This is a genomic window from Curtobacterium sp. VKM Ac-2889 (assembly GCF_015350855.1).
Lineage (GTDB): Bacteria > Actinomycetota > Actinomycetes > Actinomycetales > Microbacteriaceae > Curtobacterium > Curtobacterium poinsettiae.
The window spans coordinates 116956-130262 of record NZ_JADKSC010000005.1; the positions used below are offsets into that span (position 1 = coordinate 116956).

Below are 13307 nucleotides of genomic sequence, written 5' to 3' on the forward strand. Positions count from 1 at the left end.
GAGCAACCAGCGGTCGCCGCGGTTCTCCGACTCGACCCGAACGGACCGCATGACACACTCCTCCACCGTCGCGCTCGGCAGTCCCACGCACTGCTTCGTGGAGCAGTACACGGACCTCGTGTACTCGCAGTTCCGCGACGGAGCCCTGTTCCCGGGCGGACGACAGCTGCACTTCGACCTCCTGAAGCCCGCGACCGCCACACCGACGCCCCTGGTCGTGTTCATCAAGGGCGGCGGGTTCCGGAACGTCCACCGAGCCCGGTACGTCCCCGCGCTGGTGGCCCTGGCCGAGCGCGGGGTCGCCGTCGCCAGTGTCGAGTACCGGACCAGCAACGAGGCGCGGTTCCCTGCCCCGGTCGACGACGTGCGGGAAGCGCTCCGTTTCCTCCGCGCACACGCGGACGCGTTCAACCTGGATCCGGGTGCGGTCGCGCTCTGGGGCAACTCCGCCGGCGCGACCATCGCGACGATCGTCGGCGCCTCCGCTCCCTCGGAACCGGAGCGGGTGTGCGCGGTCGCCAGCTGGTACGGCATGCACGATCCGCTCCGCTCACCGGAGCTCCGTGCCCCCGGGTCGCCCCTGTACACCGCGTTCGGGGCACCCGGTGCGGACGGCAGTCGGTGGTTCCGACCCGCAGACCACATCACGGCCGAGTCTGCGCCGACGTTCCTCCTCCACGGGACCGACGACCGGGTCGTGCCCGTCGAGCAGAGCGTGTCCCTCGCCGCGACGCTCGCAGAACAGGGTGTTCCCCACGAGTTCATGCTCGTCGACGGTGGCCACCACGACTTCGCCGAGATGAGCACGCGGACCGACGCCCTCACCAGGACCTACGACTTCCTCCACGGGCACCTGCTCGCGCGCGTCGAGCGACACGGCACGTCCGAGTGACCGCACGGTCCGGTCAGGTCAGGGATCGCTGAGGGTGCCACGGACGATCGAGTCGCCGGAGCGCGCATTCGAGTTCGGCGCGGCCGGTCGTCCCGGACCAGCGGGGCGGCGCAGCCACGGTCTCGGCGTCACCGCGGGGGAGTCCGGGCACGACACCGGTCGCCACACCGACGCCGAGGACCACGGCGAGCACGCCGACGCCAGCGAGCACGACCGCGAGCGGACGGCGACGACGCGGACGGCGAGGCACCGCACGGCGCTGCGCCTGGGACCCTGGCGCGCCGCTCGTGTGCCCCCGGCGCTCGCCCTGCTCCGGGTCCGGGTTCGGTGGCCCGCGCTGCCTGTTGCGGCGTCCGTGCGATCTCGGCCGCGATCCACTCCCACACGTGCTCCGGGGGCGCGATCAGCCCGACGCCCTCGGACGCCCGGGTCACCGCGGCGACCCGCTGCAGCGCGGCCACCTCGTCGCGGCACCGGTCGCAGGACGCCAGGTGCTCGGCGACCCGGTCCGAGGCCACCTGATCGGAGACCGCGAGCATCGCCAACGTCTCGTCGTCGACGTGCTTCATTCGATCACCTCGAGACGTGTTCGGAGCCGAGCGAGGCTTCGGTGGATGTGGCTCTCGAGCCGTTCGGCGATCTCACGATGGTTGAGGTCGTCGGAGGACGGCAGTCGTGCGACCGCGGTGGAGTTGCCACCGGCGTCGTCCTCGACGTCGCACCCCCACTACCGGTGGAGCACCTCGATCGGATGCAGCGGTTTGCTGGGGATCAGCTGAGACGGCGCCAGACCCCGGCGTTGCCGGGACGCGACCAGGTCTCCGGATCGCCCGTGACGGCGTCGTCCCCGGCGCCCTGGTCGGTGAGCCGGTACGCGGAGTCCGGCGTCCACCCGGCGACGACACTCGCCCGGTCGTCGTCGACCCGCACCGCGAGCCCGGACGTGCGGAACCAACCAGCGACGGTCAGGTGCACGACGTCGAACTCGGTGGCCACCGCGGACCAGTCCGGCAGCACCCAGTCGCCCTGCCGTCCGGTCGCCAGGGCCCAGTCGTTCCGCCGGGTGGTCCGTGTCACGTCGAGCGGCCAGCGGCGGCACAGCGCAGCCCAGTCGTCGGGCCCGTCGACGGTGCACACCCGCGCGGCGACATCGGCGGGCACGGCCGAGACGACGGCGCGTTCCTGCCCGAAGGAGTCCTCGACCGCCCAGAGCGCCAGCGGCCCGGCGGACGGGAACGGCGCTCGCGTGTGCTGCGTGAGTGGCCACGGCGGAGTCGTCCACCACACCCCGCTGGTCACCCCCGGGTTCCCCTCGGCGTCCTCGCGGCGCAGCTCCCGGGACCATTCGGCGAGCGCCTCTGCCACTCCCGGGCGTCGGGGCTGCTCGTCCTGGTCGAACTCGACGGTCCATGCTCCGCCCTGCGGGTCGAAGAGCCGGCGCACGACCGGGCTGTCGACCGCCCACCGAGCGAGCCGCCGGAACGCGGCCTGCAGTTCCGTCCGAGCGAGGAGCGCGTCCAGCGCATCGGGTTGCTGCCACCACAGCGCGCTGTCCGCAGTCGACTCGAGCGCGACCACGACGTCGTCCTCGCCCACGGACGGCAGGGGCACCGCCGCGAGTGCGCTCGCCACCGCTGCCAGGTCCGGAGCCGGCTCGGGTTCGATCGCGGCACCGATGCCGAAGAGCGTTCGGTCGTCGCCGCGTTCGACGCCGAGGTGGTAGTCCGCCCAGAAGAGCAGGTGGCCGAGCTGCACGGCGGCCGGGTCGTCGGAGTCCTGGACACCGCTGACGAGCTCGAGGCAGAAACGCCGGCCACGCGGGTGCGCGAGCAGGTCCGAGGCATCGATCACGGAACCAGGCTACTGACGGCCACTAACGCACGCGCCGCATCCGCCGATAGCCCTGGGTGCAGGCCCACGGACGGGCCCGCATCCCGCCCCACGGACGGCGGCGGGACGATCGAGAACCAGGACGGGCCATGATCGTCGTCACACGACTGAACGGCAGCGGATTCGCTGTGAACCCCGATCTCGTGGAGCGCATCCAGGAGACGCCGGACACGACGCTGATCATGGTCGACGGTGCGAAGTACATCGTGCGGGAGTCGATGGCCGACGTCATCGACCTGATCGCCGCGTACCGCGCACGCATCGTGGGCATGGCCTACGGCACCGACCTGGCCCCGCGCGCGAGCACGAACACCGGTTCGCAGCCGACGCTCGCCCCGGTCGCTGCCCTCCGCTCGACGCAGCACGGCCGCGCGCTGGACGGGGGTCGCTGACGTGGACATCGCAACGATCGTCGGGATCCTGCTCGCCTTCGGCGCACTGTTCGGCATGGTCCAGATGGAGCACGTCGAGCTCGGTGGGCTCTTCCTGCCCGCCCCGATGCTGCTCGTGTTCGGTGCCACCATCGGCTGCGGCATCGCCAGCACCACCCTGAAGGACGCGATCGCCAGCTTCAAGGCCGTCCCGAAGGCGTTCACCGGCAAGGTCACCCCGCCGGCGTCGGTCATCGACGACGTCGTGGGGCTCGCCGAGACGGCGCGTGCGAACGGCCTGCTCGCCCTCGAGCAGGAGGCCGACAAGCACGACGACCCGTTCATGAAGAAGGCGCTGCAGAACATCGCGGACGGCACCGACGGTGACGAGCTGCGGATCCTGCTCGAGGACGAGATCGAGTCGAACGCGGCCCCGACCCGCAGCGCGAGCGCGTTCTTCATGGGCCTGGGCGGCTTCGCTCCGACCGTCGGCATCATCGGCACCGTCGTCTCGCTGACCCACGTGCTCGCGAACCTCGGCAAGCCCGACGAGCTCGGACCCCTGATCGCCAGCGCGTTCGTCGCCACCCTGTGGGGCCTGCTCACCGCGAACTTCATGTGGTTGCCGATCGGCGGGAAGCTCCGCAAGCTCGCCCAGCTCGAGTCGGACCGCCAGACGCTCCTGATGGAGGGGCTGCTCGCGGTGCAGGCGGGCAGCCAGCCTCGTCTGCTCGGTGAGCGCCTGAAGGCCATGGTGCCGCCCGGCGCCCGCGCCGACACCGGCGGCAAGGGCGGCAAGGGCACCAAGGCCGGTGGCAAGGCCGACGCGGCCGACGACCAGCAGCTGGCGGCCTGACGGTGAGCGCCAACCCCCGTGGCCGCGGCCGAGGTCGCGCGAAGAAGTCCCACGACGAGGCTGAGCACCCCGACGAGCGCTGGATGGCGTCGTACATGGACATGATCACGGTGCTGATGTGCATGTTCCTCGTGCTGTTCGCGATGTCCACCGTCGACCAGCAGAAGTACATCCAGCTGAAGCAGTCGCTCGCCACCGGCTTCGGCGAGGTCGACTCGCAGAAGATCGACACCGCGAGCGGCACCGTCGTGACGAAGGACCAGGTCGAGGACGGCTCCGGCTACTCGACCGACAAGTCGCAGGCCGACCACTCCACCGCCTCGTCGGGCACGAAGGACACGAACGTCGATCCCGCGTCGACCGTGGTGCCGACGACCGCGTCGAAGCGGGACCTCACCGAGGCGAAGCGTGAGCTCGACGACCTGACGGCGATCAAGAGCGCGATCCAGGAGAACCTGACCGAGGCCGGCCAGACCGCCAACGTGCAGTTCACCGTCGATGCCCGCGGTCTGATCGTCCGGCTGGTCGGCAGCGAGACCTACTTCGGGACGAACAGCGCCGACCTGTCCGACCAGGCGCGCCGGATCATGGACGCGATCGCCCCGGTCCTGCGGACGAGCCACCACGACGTCAGCGTCGAGGGGCACGCCGACCAGCGGAACTCGACCGCCCCGTACGCGACGAACTGGGAGCTCAGCGCGGCACGGGCGACCGGGGTCCTGCGCGACCTGGTCGAGCGGGGCGGGATGCCCGGCGACCACTTGCAGAGCGTCGGGTTCGGGTCGAGCCGGCCGCTGGCGAAGGGCGGCACCGACCAGGACCTCGCCCTGAACCGGCGGGTCGACATCGTGGTCCTGTCGAACGCCGACCAGGACGTCAGCGCCCTGATGCCGGCGCTGGCGAAGGCGCAGGACGGAGCGCAGCAGGGCTGAGACACACACCGCACGGAGCGCAGCAGGACTGAGACGCACACCGCGCGGAGCGCACCAGCGCTGCCCCCACCGCCCCACTACGGGGTACAGCACTGACGGGTGCCCCACAGGTGACCGATAGACGCACCCGTGACCGAGACCCTGCCAGCGCCCGAGGTGTACGACTTCGCGCGCCCGTCGACGCTGGCCCGTGAGCACGCCCGGGTGCTCGAGCTCGCTTTCGAGACCTTCGCGCGCCAGTGGGGCACGCAGCTGACGGCGAAGGTCCGTGCGGTCAGCCAGGTCACCTGCGAGCAGGTGCAGATGACGACGTACGACGAGTACGCCGCGTCGCTGCCCGCGCTCACCGGCATGGTGCTGCTGCCGATCACCGACCTCACCTCGAAGGGCGTGCTGCAGCTCCCGCTCGACGCCGCCCTGACGTGGGTGTCGCACGCGCTGGGCGCCTCGAAGCCGCTGCCGACCCCGGACCGCACCTTCACGCCCATCGAGCAGGCCCTGGTGCGCAAGATCGTCGAGGACGCCCTCGACGACCTGCGGTACTCGTTCGGCGGGCTGCTCGCGCAGGACGTCACGGTCGGCGGGTTCCAGTTCAACAGCCAGTTCGCCCAGGCCGCCCAGAAGGGCGACCTGATGATCGTCGCCTCGTTCTCGATCCGGGTCGGCGACCGCATCGCTCCGGGCACGCTGGCCCTGCCGGCCGAGGCCGTCCTGCCGCAGCTCGGCGAGGCCGCCGCGCACGTGTCGCCCGCCGACGCCCGCGCCCTGCTCGACGCGCAGCTCGAGAGCGTGCCGGTCGGCGTCAGCCTGCGCTTCGCCCCGGCCGCGGTCCTGCCGACGCAGGTCCTGCGGCTCGCCGTCGGCGACGTCCTGCCGCTGCCGCACCCGCAGCACCGGCCCCTCACCATCGCGGTCGACGGCGAACCCGTCGGCACCGCCGCGGTCGGCGCGAACGGCTCGCGCCTCGCCGGCATCGTCGTCACCACCACGAGCACGGAGCAGCACTGATGACCGAAACGACCACCCTCCACACCGCAGCGGCCGAGTCGCTCGCGGCGCAGCTCCCGACGGCCGCCCCCTTGACCGCGGTGCTCCTGCCTGGAGGCGCGACACCGGTCGTGCTCGACGCGGCGACCGACGCCGTGGTCGCGTCGTTCGTCGGCGGCCTGTCGGCCGACCTGGCACTCGTGCTCACCGACCTCGAGGCGATCACGGCCGCAGGCGGCACCGACCACGGGATCGTGGCCGTCACGGACGTGTTGCGTCCGTCGCTCGAGGCCGCGGCCGGGGTCCTCGGCGTCGGGGTGCTCGGCGAGGCGGGCCGCGAGTCGGCGGCGTCGCTGCTGGCCGACCCGGACACCGTCGTGTTCGAACTGACCGCCGGTGGGCTGCCCGCCGGGTGGTTCGGCATCCGGATCCGCGAGAACGGCACGGTGTCGGCGCCCGTCGTGGCGAACCTGCCCGCGGGCAACCTCGGCCGGATCAACAACGTCGAGATGACCCTGACGGTCGAGATCGGCCGCACCCGGATGTCGGTCCGTGACGTGCTCGGCATGGAGCCCGGCGCCGTCGTCGAGCTCGACCGCAGTGCCGGTGCCCCCGCCGACGTCCTGCTGAACGGCCGCCTCATCGCGCACGGCGAGGTCGTCGTCGTCGACCAGGACTACGCGGTCCGGATCACCCGCATCCTCGACGTCGCCGAAACGGTCTGACCCGCACGTGGACACCCTCGTCGTCACCCTCCGCGTCGCGCTCTCGCTCGGCGTCGTGCTCGCCCTGATGTGGGTGCTGCACCGCGCGAGCCGCAAGCGCTTCTCGGGCAAGCCGTCGGGCCGTCGCGCCGCGACCGTCGAGGTCGTCGGTCGGCAGGGCATCGGCGGCAAGGCGAGCGTCGTCGTGGTCGACGTCGAAGGGGAGCGGCTCGTGCTCGGCGTCTCCGAGCACGGGGTCGCCCTGCTCACCAGCGGGCAGGCGCCCGCGCCGGAACTCACGATCGTGACCGGACCGGTCGCGCTGCCGGTGCGCCCCGCACCGTCGGCCGACGTGTTCGGTCAGGAACTCGCGCTGCAGTCGGACGCCACCACGTCCCTCCAGGCACGGCCGGAGCGCCGCGGGCGCGTCGATCCGGAACCGGCTGGTGGGGCCGGCCTCCCGGCAGCCGCTGCCGACGCGACCGACGCGCCCGCGGTGGCCGGCGCCGTCGCGCCGTTGCCGATGCGCCCGCGCAACCGTCGTCCGCAGCGTGCCGTGCCGAGCGCGCAACAGCTGCAGGGCTCGATCCTGTCGGTCGACACCTGGCGCCAGGCCGCGGCCGCGCTGCGGAACCGGCGGGCCGGGTGACGGCGGCAGGGCAGCACCGGCTGGCACGGTCGGGTCGACTCGTCGCCCTCGTCCTGCTCGGCCTGGCGGTCGTCGCCGGGTTCTTGATGCTCACGACCACCGGTGCGCACGCCGCCGGCGTCGTCGAACCCACCGCCCCGGCGACCCCGACAGCCCCCGCGACCGGTGACTTCAGCGTCAGCGTGAACGGCCCGGACGGCACGCCGTCGTCCGCCGTGGTGACCCTCATCGGCATCACGCTGCTGAGCGTCGCGCCCGCGCTGATGCTCATGATGACGTCGTTCACCAAGATCTTCGTCGTGCTCGCGATGACCCGGAACGCGCTCGGGCTGCAGTCGATCCCGCCGAACCAGGTCATCGCCGGACTGGCACTGTTCCTGTCGCTGTTCGTGATGGCACCGGTGCTCGGGCACATCAACGACGACGCCCTGCAGCCCTACCTGGCCGGCCACCTCGACTTCAACCAGGCCGTCGAGATCGGCACGAAGCCGCTGCGGACCTTCATGCTCCACCAGACCCGCGACGAGGACGTCGCCCTGATCACCCGCGCCGCCGGGCTCGACAACCCGAAGTCGATGGCGGACGTGCCGATGACGACGGTGATCCCGGCGTTCATCATCTCGGAGCTGCGCAGCGCGTTCATCATCGGGTTCGTCATCTTCATCCCGTTCCTGGTGATCGACCTCGTCGTCTCCGCGGCCCTGATGTCGATGGGCATGATGATGCTCCCGCCGGTCATGATCTCGCTGCCGTTCAAGATCCTGCTCTTCGTGCTGGTCGACGGTTGGGGCCTCATCATCACGTCGCTCATCGAGAGCTACCACGTTGTCTAGGGGGCACGCATGAACCAGCAGGCCGTCATCGACCTCGTGCTCCAGGCGCTCCTGGTGTCCGGCAAGCTCGCCGCCCCGGTCCTCGTCACCTCGCTCGTCGTCGGCTTCGCGATCTCGCTGTTCCAGTCGGTGACGCAGATCCAGGAGGTCACCCTGTCGTTCGTGCCGAAGGCCGTCGCCGTCGCGATCGCCCTGGTGGTCTGCGGCAACTGGATGATCTCGGAGATGATCGCCTTCACGCACGTCGCCTTCGACATGATCCCGAAGCTGCTCGGGGCCGGTTGATGGAGCTCGCCATCGACGCCGACCGTCTGGAGGCGACCATGCTCGCCGGCGTCCGGCTCGTCGCGTTCTTCGTCATCGCGCCGCCGTTCTCGTACCGGGCGTTCCCGGGCACCGTGAAGGTGATCCTCGGCCTGGGGCTCGCCATCGGCGTCGCGCCGCGCGTCGCCGTCGGCTACGAAGCGCTCGACACGGGGCCGTTCCTGCTCGCCCTGCTCACCCAGCTCGTGGTCGGGCTGTCCCTCGGGTTCCTGGTGTTCCTGGTGTTCGCCGCCGTGCAGTCGGCGGGTGCGCTCATCGACCTGTTCGGCGGGTTCACGCTCGCGCAGGCGTTCGACCCGCAGTCGCAGGTCAACGGCGCCCAGTTCACCCGCCTGTTCCAGATGACCGCACTCGCACTGCTCTTCACCTCGGGCGGCTACCAGCTCATCGTCGGTGGGCTGGTGCGGTCGTTCGACGCCGTGCCGCTCACCGGCACGTTCGCGGTCGACGGGCTCGCCTCGATGCTCGTCGCGGCGATGTCCCAGATGTTCCTCGCCACCCTGCAGATCGCCGGGCCGCTCGTCGTCGTGCTGTTCCTGGCGGACGTCGGCCTCGGGCTGCTCACCCGCGTCGCACCGGCCCTCAACGCGTTCCAGATGGGGTTCCCGATCAAGATCGGTCTGACCGTCCTGTTCGCCGGCGCGCTCTTCATGGCCCTGCCGTCGGTGGTGTCGTCGCTGACCGGCGACGCCGTCGAGGCGATCACCGGACGGGGGTGACGACGTGTCCGACAGCGGAGAACGCTCCGAACAGGCGACCCAACAGCGGATGCGCGAGGTCCACGAGAAGGGCCAGGTCGGCCGCTCGCAGGACCTCGGCGCGTGGATCGGCATCGCCGTCGCGGCGCTCATGATCCCCGCCGCGATCGGCAACGCCGCCGCCGCCGGGCAAGACCAGCTGCTCGCCGTGCAGCGGGTCATCGAAGACCCGGAGATCGGTGCCGTGCGGGCCCTGCTCGCCGACGCCCTCGGTTCGATGGGTGCGACCCTCGGCCCGATGCTCGCCGTGGTCGCGGTCGCCGTGCTGGCCGCCGCCGTCACCCAGGGCGGGGTGCACTTCCGGAAGATGACACCGCAGCCCGACCACTTCGATCCCGTGGCCGGACTGAAGCGCGTGTTCGGTACCCAGGCGCTCTGGAACGGCGCGAAGGCGCTGCTGAAGACCGCCGTCGTCGGGCTCGTCCTCTGGTTCGCGGTGCAGGGACTCATGCCGGTCCTGATGTCGAGCGGCTCGCTGCCGCTGTCGGCCGTGCTCGAGGCCGCCGCAGCCGGTTCGGGCACCCTGCTGCGCGCCGCGATCGTCGCCGGGCTCGTCCTCGCGGCACTCGACGTGTTCGTCGTCATCCGCCGCAACCGGAAGCGCACGATGATGACCAAGCGCGAGGTCAAGGACGAGAACAAGCGGAGCGACGGCGACCCCCTGGTGAAGTCGCAGCGCCGCTCCCGCCAGCTCGCGATGAGCCGCAACCGGATGATCCAGGCCATCGGCACCGCGGACGTCGTGATGACGAACCCGACCCACTACGCCGTCGCGATCAAGTACGAGCCGGGGAAGTCCGCGCCCCGGGTGGTCGCGAAGGGCGCCGGCCCGGTCGCCGACGTCATCCGTGCGCGTGCCGAGGAAGAGCGGGTGCCGATCGTCCGCGACGTCCCGCTCACCCGAGCGCTGCACGCCGCCTGCGAGCTCGGACACGAGATCCCCGTCGACCTGTACACCCCGGTGGCCCGCGTCCTGTCCTTCGTGATGGCGCTCAAGGCCCGCGGTACTGCCGCCGGCACGCACGCTCCACCGCGGCCGACCACTCCGGACGAGGTCGCGAGCGTCATCGACCCGGCCACCCTGACCGGTGACCTCCGCCCCCGCAAGCTCCGCCCACCGCGCATCGCAGAGAACCAGACCGAAGGACTCCCCGCATGAACCGCAAGGACCTGCCGAAGCTCGTCGTCCCGGTGTTCATCGTCGGCATCATCCTGCTGCTGATCCTGCCGGTGCCGTCGTTCCTGCTCGACTTCCTGATCATCATCAACATCCTGCTGGCGCTGGTGATCCTGCTCACGACGCTGTTCGTGAAGAAGCCGCTCGACTTCTCGGTGTTCCCGTCGCTGCTGCTCGTCGCGACGCTGTTCCGGCTCGGCCTCAACGTCGCGTCGACCCGGCTGGTGCTCGGCGAGGGCTTCGCCGGCGACGTCATCCAGGCGTTCGGCCACGTCGCCGTCTCCGGGTCGATCATCATCGGCGCGGTCATCTTCCTGATCCTCATCGTCATCCAGTTCGTCGTCGTGACGAAGGGCGCGGAACGCGTCGCCGAGGTCGGGGCGCGGTTCACCCTCGACGCGATGCCGGGCAAGCAGATGGCGATCGACGCCGACCTCAACGCCGGGCTGATCACCGACCAGGAAGCCAAGGAGCGCCGCGCCGCCGTCTCCGCCGAGGCCGACTTCTACGGCGCGATGGACGGTGCGTCGAAGTTCGTCAAGGGCGACGCGATCGCCGGCATCCTGATCATCATCATCAACCTGATCGGCGGCATCGCCATCGGCATGCTGCAGAACGGACTGTCCGCCACCGACGCCCTGTCGAAGTACGGCATCCTGACGATCGGCGACGGCCTGGTCACACAGATCCCGGCGCTGCTCATGGCGGTCTCGACGGGCATGATCGTCACTCGTTCCGGCGCGGAGTCCGAGATGGGGTCCTCGGCCGCGACGCAGCTGTCGCAGTCGCGGAACGCCCTGATGATCGCCGGTGTCGCCGCGATCGCGATGGGGTTCATCCCCGGCATGCCGATCCTGCCCTTCCTGCTCGTCGGCGCCACCCTGCTGTTCACGGGCTGGCGCATCGGCCGGAACGCCGCCCGCGCCGAGGCCGACGCCGCCCAGCAGCAGGCGCTCGAGGCGGCGGCACCGACCGGTGACACCCCCGAGGACCTGCTCGAGCAGATGCGCGTCCACGCCCTCGAGATTCTGCTCGCCCCCGACCTGGTCGACATGGTGTCCGGCGCGTCCGACGACCTGCTCGGCCGCGTGCGGGCACTCCGCCGCAAGATCGCGATCGACATGGGCATCGTCCTCCCGCCGGTCCGGACCCGCGACTCGATCGACCTGCCGCCGTCGACCTACGCCATCCGCATCGCCGGTGTCGAGGCCGGTCGGGGCACCGCCCCCGCCCGCAGCGTCCTGGCGCTCGGCGACCACCTGGACGGCCTGCCCGGCACCTCGACCGTCGAGCCGGTGTTCGGTCTGACCGGCAAGTGGGTGCCCGCCGAACTCCGGCACGCCGCCGAGATGACCGGCGCGACCGTGATCGACCGTGTCTCCGTGCTCGTCACCCACCTGCAGGCCGTCATCGGCGACAACGCCGCACGCCTGCTCACCCGCGAGGACGTCAAGGTCCTGACCGAGGGCGTCAAGCAGGTCAACCCCGCCGCCGTCGAGGAACTCGTCCCCGGCATGCTCTCGATGGCCGAACTGCAGCGGGTGCTGCAGGGCCTGCTCGCCGAGCGCGTGCCGATCAACGACCTCGGCCGGATCTGCGAAGCCCTCACGCTCCGCGCCAAGGTGTCGACCGACCCCGAGGGGCTCGTCGAGTCCGCCCGCGCCGCCCTCGGACCGGCCCTCGCCGCCCGCCACACCGACGCCGGCACGCTGCGCGTCATCATGATCGACCCGATGCTCGAGCAGTCGATGCTCGAGGGGCTCCGGCCGTCCGAGCAGGGCAGCCAGATCGTCCTCGACGCCCACCGCATCGAGCAGGTCCTGGGCTCCGTCCGTGACGCCGTGCGCTCGGTGGAGGACCAGGGGCTCTCCGCCGTCCTGGTCTGCGCCCCGCAGCTCCGCCCGGCCGTGCACCGCATGGTCGCCGCCCAGTCGAACGGGCTCCCGGTGCTGTCGTACCAGGAGGCCACCGCCGCGGGCTCCACCATCGAGACCGTGGGAGTGGTCCGTGCCGCCGACCCGATTGCAGCGTAGCGGCGCCACGCTCGAGTCCCTCCGCGACGCGGTCCGGACCGAGTTCGGCGCGGGTGCACGGATCGTCGCGGCCGAACGCGTGACCACGCCGGGCTTCGGCGGGCTGTTCCGCAAGGCGCACGTCGAGGCCACCGTCGAGGTGCCGGAACCGGGGGACCAGCCCACCGCCCGGGTGGTCATCGCCGACTCGCCCGAGCAGCGCGTCGGCATCGCCGCGCTGCTCGCCGACGCCGAGGCGGCCGAGGCACGCATCGCCGGCACCGACGGCACCAGGGCGACGCGGGCCGACGCGTTCGCGTCGGTGCTCGACGGGTTCCAGGCGGACGGCATCACGACGAGCGCCCCGCGCCCGACGCGCGCCCCGTCCGAGCCGGACGTGCCCGCGGGGGTCGACCCGCGCCTCCAGGCCGCCGTCGACGCGGTCACCGAGACCCGGTCGGGAGGCCCGTCCCGCGTCCTCGACACGCCCTCGCCGGCACCGGTGGCCCGGCCCACCGCACCGGCGGTGCGGTCCGCGGACGGCGACCTGGTGCTCCTGGTCGGGCGGCCGAACGACGTCGACGCGGCCGCCGGACTCTTCGCGGTGCGGCACGCGCTCCGGCCGACGGACGCCGCCGACCGCCGGGCAGCCATCTTGGCGCGGGCGGACGGCGTCCGTGACGGGCACGCCGTGCTCGCGGTCGCCGCGTGGGACGACCTCGCGACGAGCGACGGGCTGCAGGCCGACCAGGTGTGGGTCGTGGTCGACGTCGGGCGGAAGCCCGAGGACTCGGCCGCGATGGTGTCCGCGGTGGCGTCGCGGCTGCCCGTGGTCGGGGTGGTCGCGATCGGTGCGGGGGAGACCGCCACGCCCGGGTCGGCGGACCTGCTGGGGCTCCCCGTCGTGTCGCTAGGCTGAACG

Annotated in this window: 14 protein-coding genes; 13 read left to right on the forward strand and 1 reads right to left on the reverse strand. The window is 71.7% G+C overall.

What is annotated here, in order from left to right; all coding sequences use genetic code 11:
* The first annotated feature begins 49 nt into the window (after positions 1-49).
* Complete coding sequence (locus ITJ50_RS15655; protein ID WP_017887443.1) at positions 50-892, forward strand: alpha/beta hydrolase; 843 nt, start codon at positions 50-52, stop codon at positions 890-892.
* Between the two features lie 771 nt (positions 893-1663).
* Here the strand turns inward: ITJ50_RS15655 and ITJ50_RS15660 are convergent.
* Complete coding sequence (locus ITJ50_RS15660) at positions 1664-2743, reverse strand: hypothetical protein (RefSeq protein ID WP_194590888.1); 1080 nt, start codon at positions 2741-2743, stop codon at positions 1664-1666.
* 128 nt (positions 2744-2871) lie between these two features.
* On the opposite strand from ITJ50_RS15660, the gene ITJ50_RS15665 reads away from it, so the two are divergent.
* The 12 genes from ITJ50_RS15665 to ITJ50_RS15720 all read left to right on the forward strand — a co-directional run bounded on the left by ITJ50_RS15665 (position 2872) and on the right by ITJ50_RS15720 (position 13304).
* Positions 2872-3174, forward strand: coding sequence for a flagellar FlbD family protein (locus ITJ50_RS15665; protein WP_017887440.1), 303 nt, complete (start codon positions 2872-2874; stop codon positions 3172-3174).
* A 1-nt stretch (position 3175) separates the two neighbouring features.
* Positions 3176-4009, forward strand: a complete 834-nt coding sequence (locus tag ITJ50_RS15670) for a motility protein A (protein ID WP_017887439.1) — start codon at positions 3176-3178, stop codon at positions 4007-4009.
* A gap of 2 nt (positions 4010-4011) precedes the next feature.
* A complete protein-coding gene (locus ITJ50_RS15675; RefSeq protein WP_194590889.1) occupies positions 4012-4941 on the forward strand; it encodes an OmpA/MotB family protein in 930 nt (309 codons plus the stop codon).
* Between the two features lie 129 nt (positions 4942-5070).
* Positions 5071-5949, forward strand: a complete 879-nt coding sequence (locus ITJ50_RS15680) for a flagellar motor switch protein FliM (protein ID WP_056068547.1) — start codon at positions 5071-5073, stop codon at positions 5947-5949.
* The gene (gene fliN, locus ITJ50_RS15685) at positions 5949-6653 is read left to right on the forward strand and encodes a flagellar motor switch protein FliN (RefSeq protein WP_017887436.1); all 705 of its coding nucleotides are present in this window, start codon (positions 5949-5951) and stop codon (positions 6651-6653) included. The genes ITJ50_RS15680 and fliN overlap by 1 nt, the downstream gene beginning before the upstream one ends.
* A 7-nt stretch (positions 6654-6660) precedes the next feature.
* Positions 6661-7281 (forward strand): FliO/MopB family protein, encoded by a 621-nt coding sequence (locus ITJ50_RS15690; RefSeq protein ID WP_017887435.1) that lies wholly within the window; start codon positions 6661-6663, stop codon positions 7279-7281.
* Positions 7278-8114, forward strand: coding sequence for a flagellar type III secretion system pore protein FliP (gene fliP, locus ITJ50_RS15695; RefSeq protein ID WP_017887434.1), 837 nt, complete (start codon positions 7278-7280; stop codon positions 8112-8114). The genes ITJ50_RS15690 and fliP overlap by 4 nt, the downstream gene beginning before the upstream one ends.
* Before the next feature lie 9 nt (positions 8115-8123).
* Complete coding sequence (locus ITJ50_RS15700) at positions 8124-8399, forward strand: flagellar biosynthetic protein FliQ (RefSeq protein WP_017887433.1); 276 nt, start codon at positions 8124-8126, stop codon at positions 8397-8399.
* Positions 8399-9157: a flagellar biosynthetic protein FliR gene (locus ITJ50_RS15705; RefSeq protein WP_042537113.1), complete on the forward strand. Its 759-nt coding sequence runs from the start codon at positions 8399-8401 to the stop codon at positions 9155-9157. The genes ITJ50_RS15700 and ITJ50_RS15705 overlap by 1 nt, the downstream gene beginning before the upstream one ends.
* 4 nt (positions 9158-9161) lie before the next feature.
* Complete coding sequence (locus ITJ50_RS15710; RefSeq protein ID WP_017887431.1) at positions 9162-10355, forward strand: EscU/YscU/HrcU family type III secretion system export apparatus switch protein; 1194 nt, start codon at positions 9162-9164, stop codon at positions 10353-10355.
* A complete protein-coding gene (locus tag ITJ50_RS15715; RefSeq protein WP_194590890.1) occupies positions 10352-12406 on the forward strand; it encodes a flagellar biosynthesis protein FlhA in 2055 nt (684 codons plus the stop codon). Before ITJ50_RS15710 ends, ITJ50_RS15715 begins: the two co-directional genes overlap by 4 nt.
* Complete coding sequence (locus ITJ50_RS15720) at positions 12381-13304, forward strand: hypothetical protein (RefSeq protein ID WP_194590891.1); 924 nt, start codon at positions 12381-12383, stop codon at positions 13302-13304. The genes ITJ50_RS15715 and ITJ50_RS15720 overlap by 26 nt, the downstream gene beginning before the upstream one ends.
* Positions 13305-13307 lie beyond the last annotated feature (3 nt).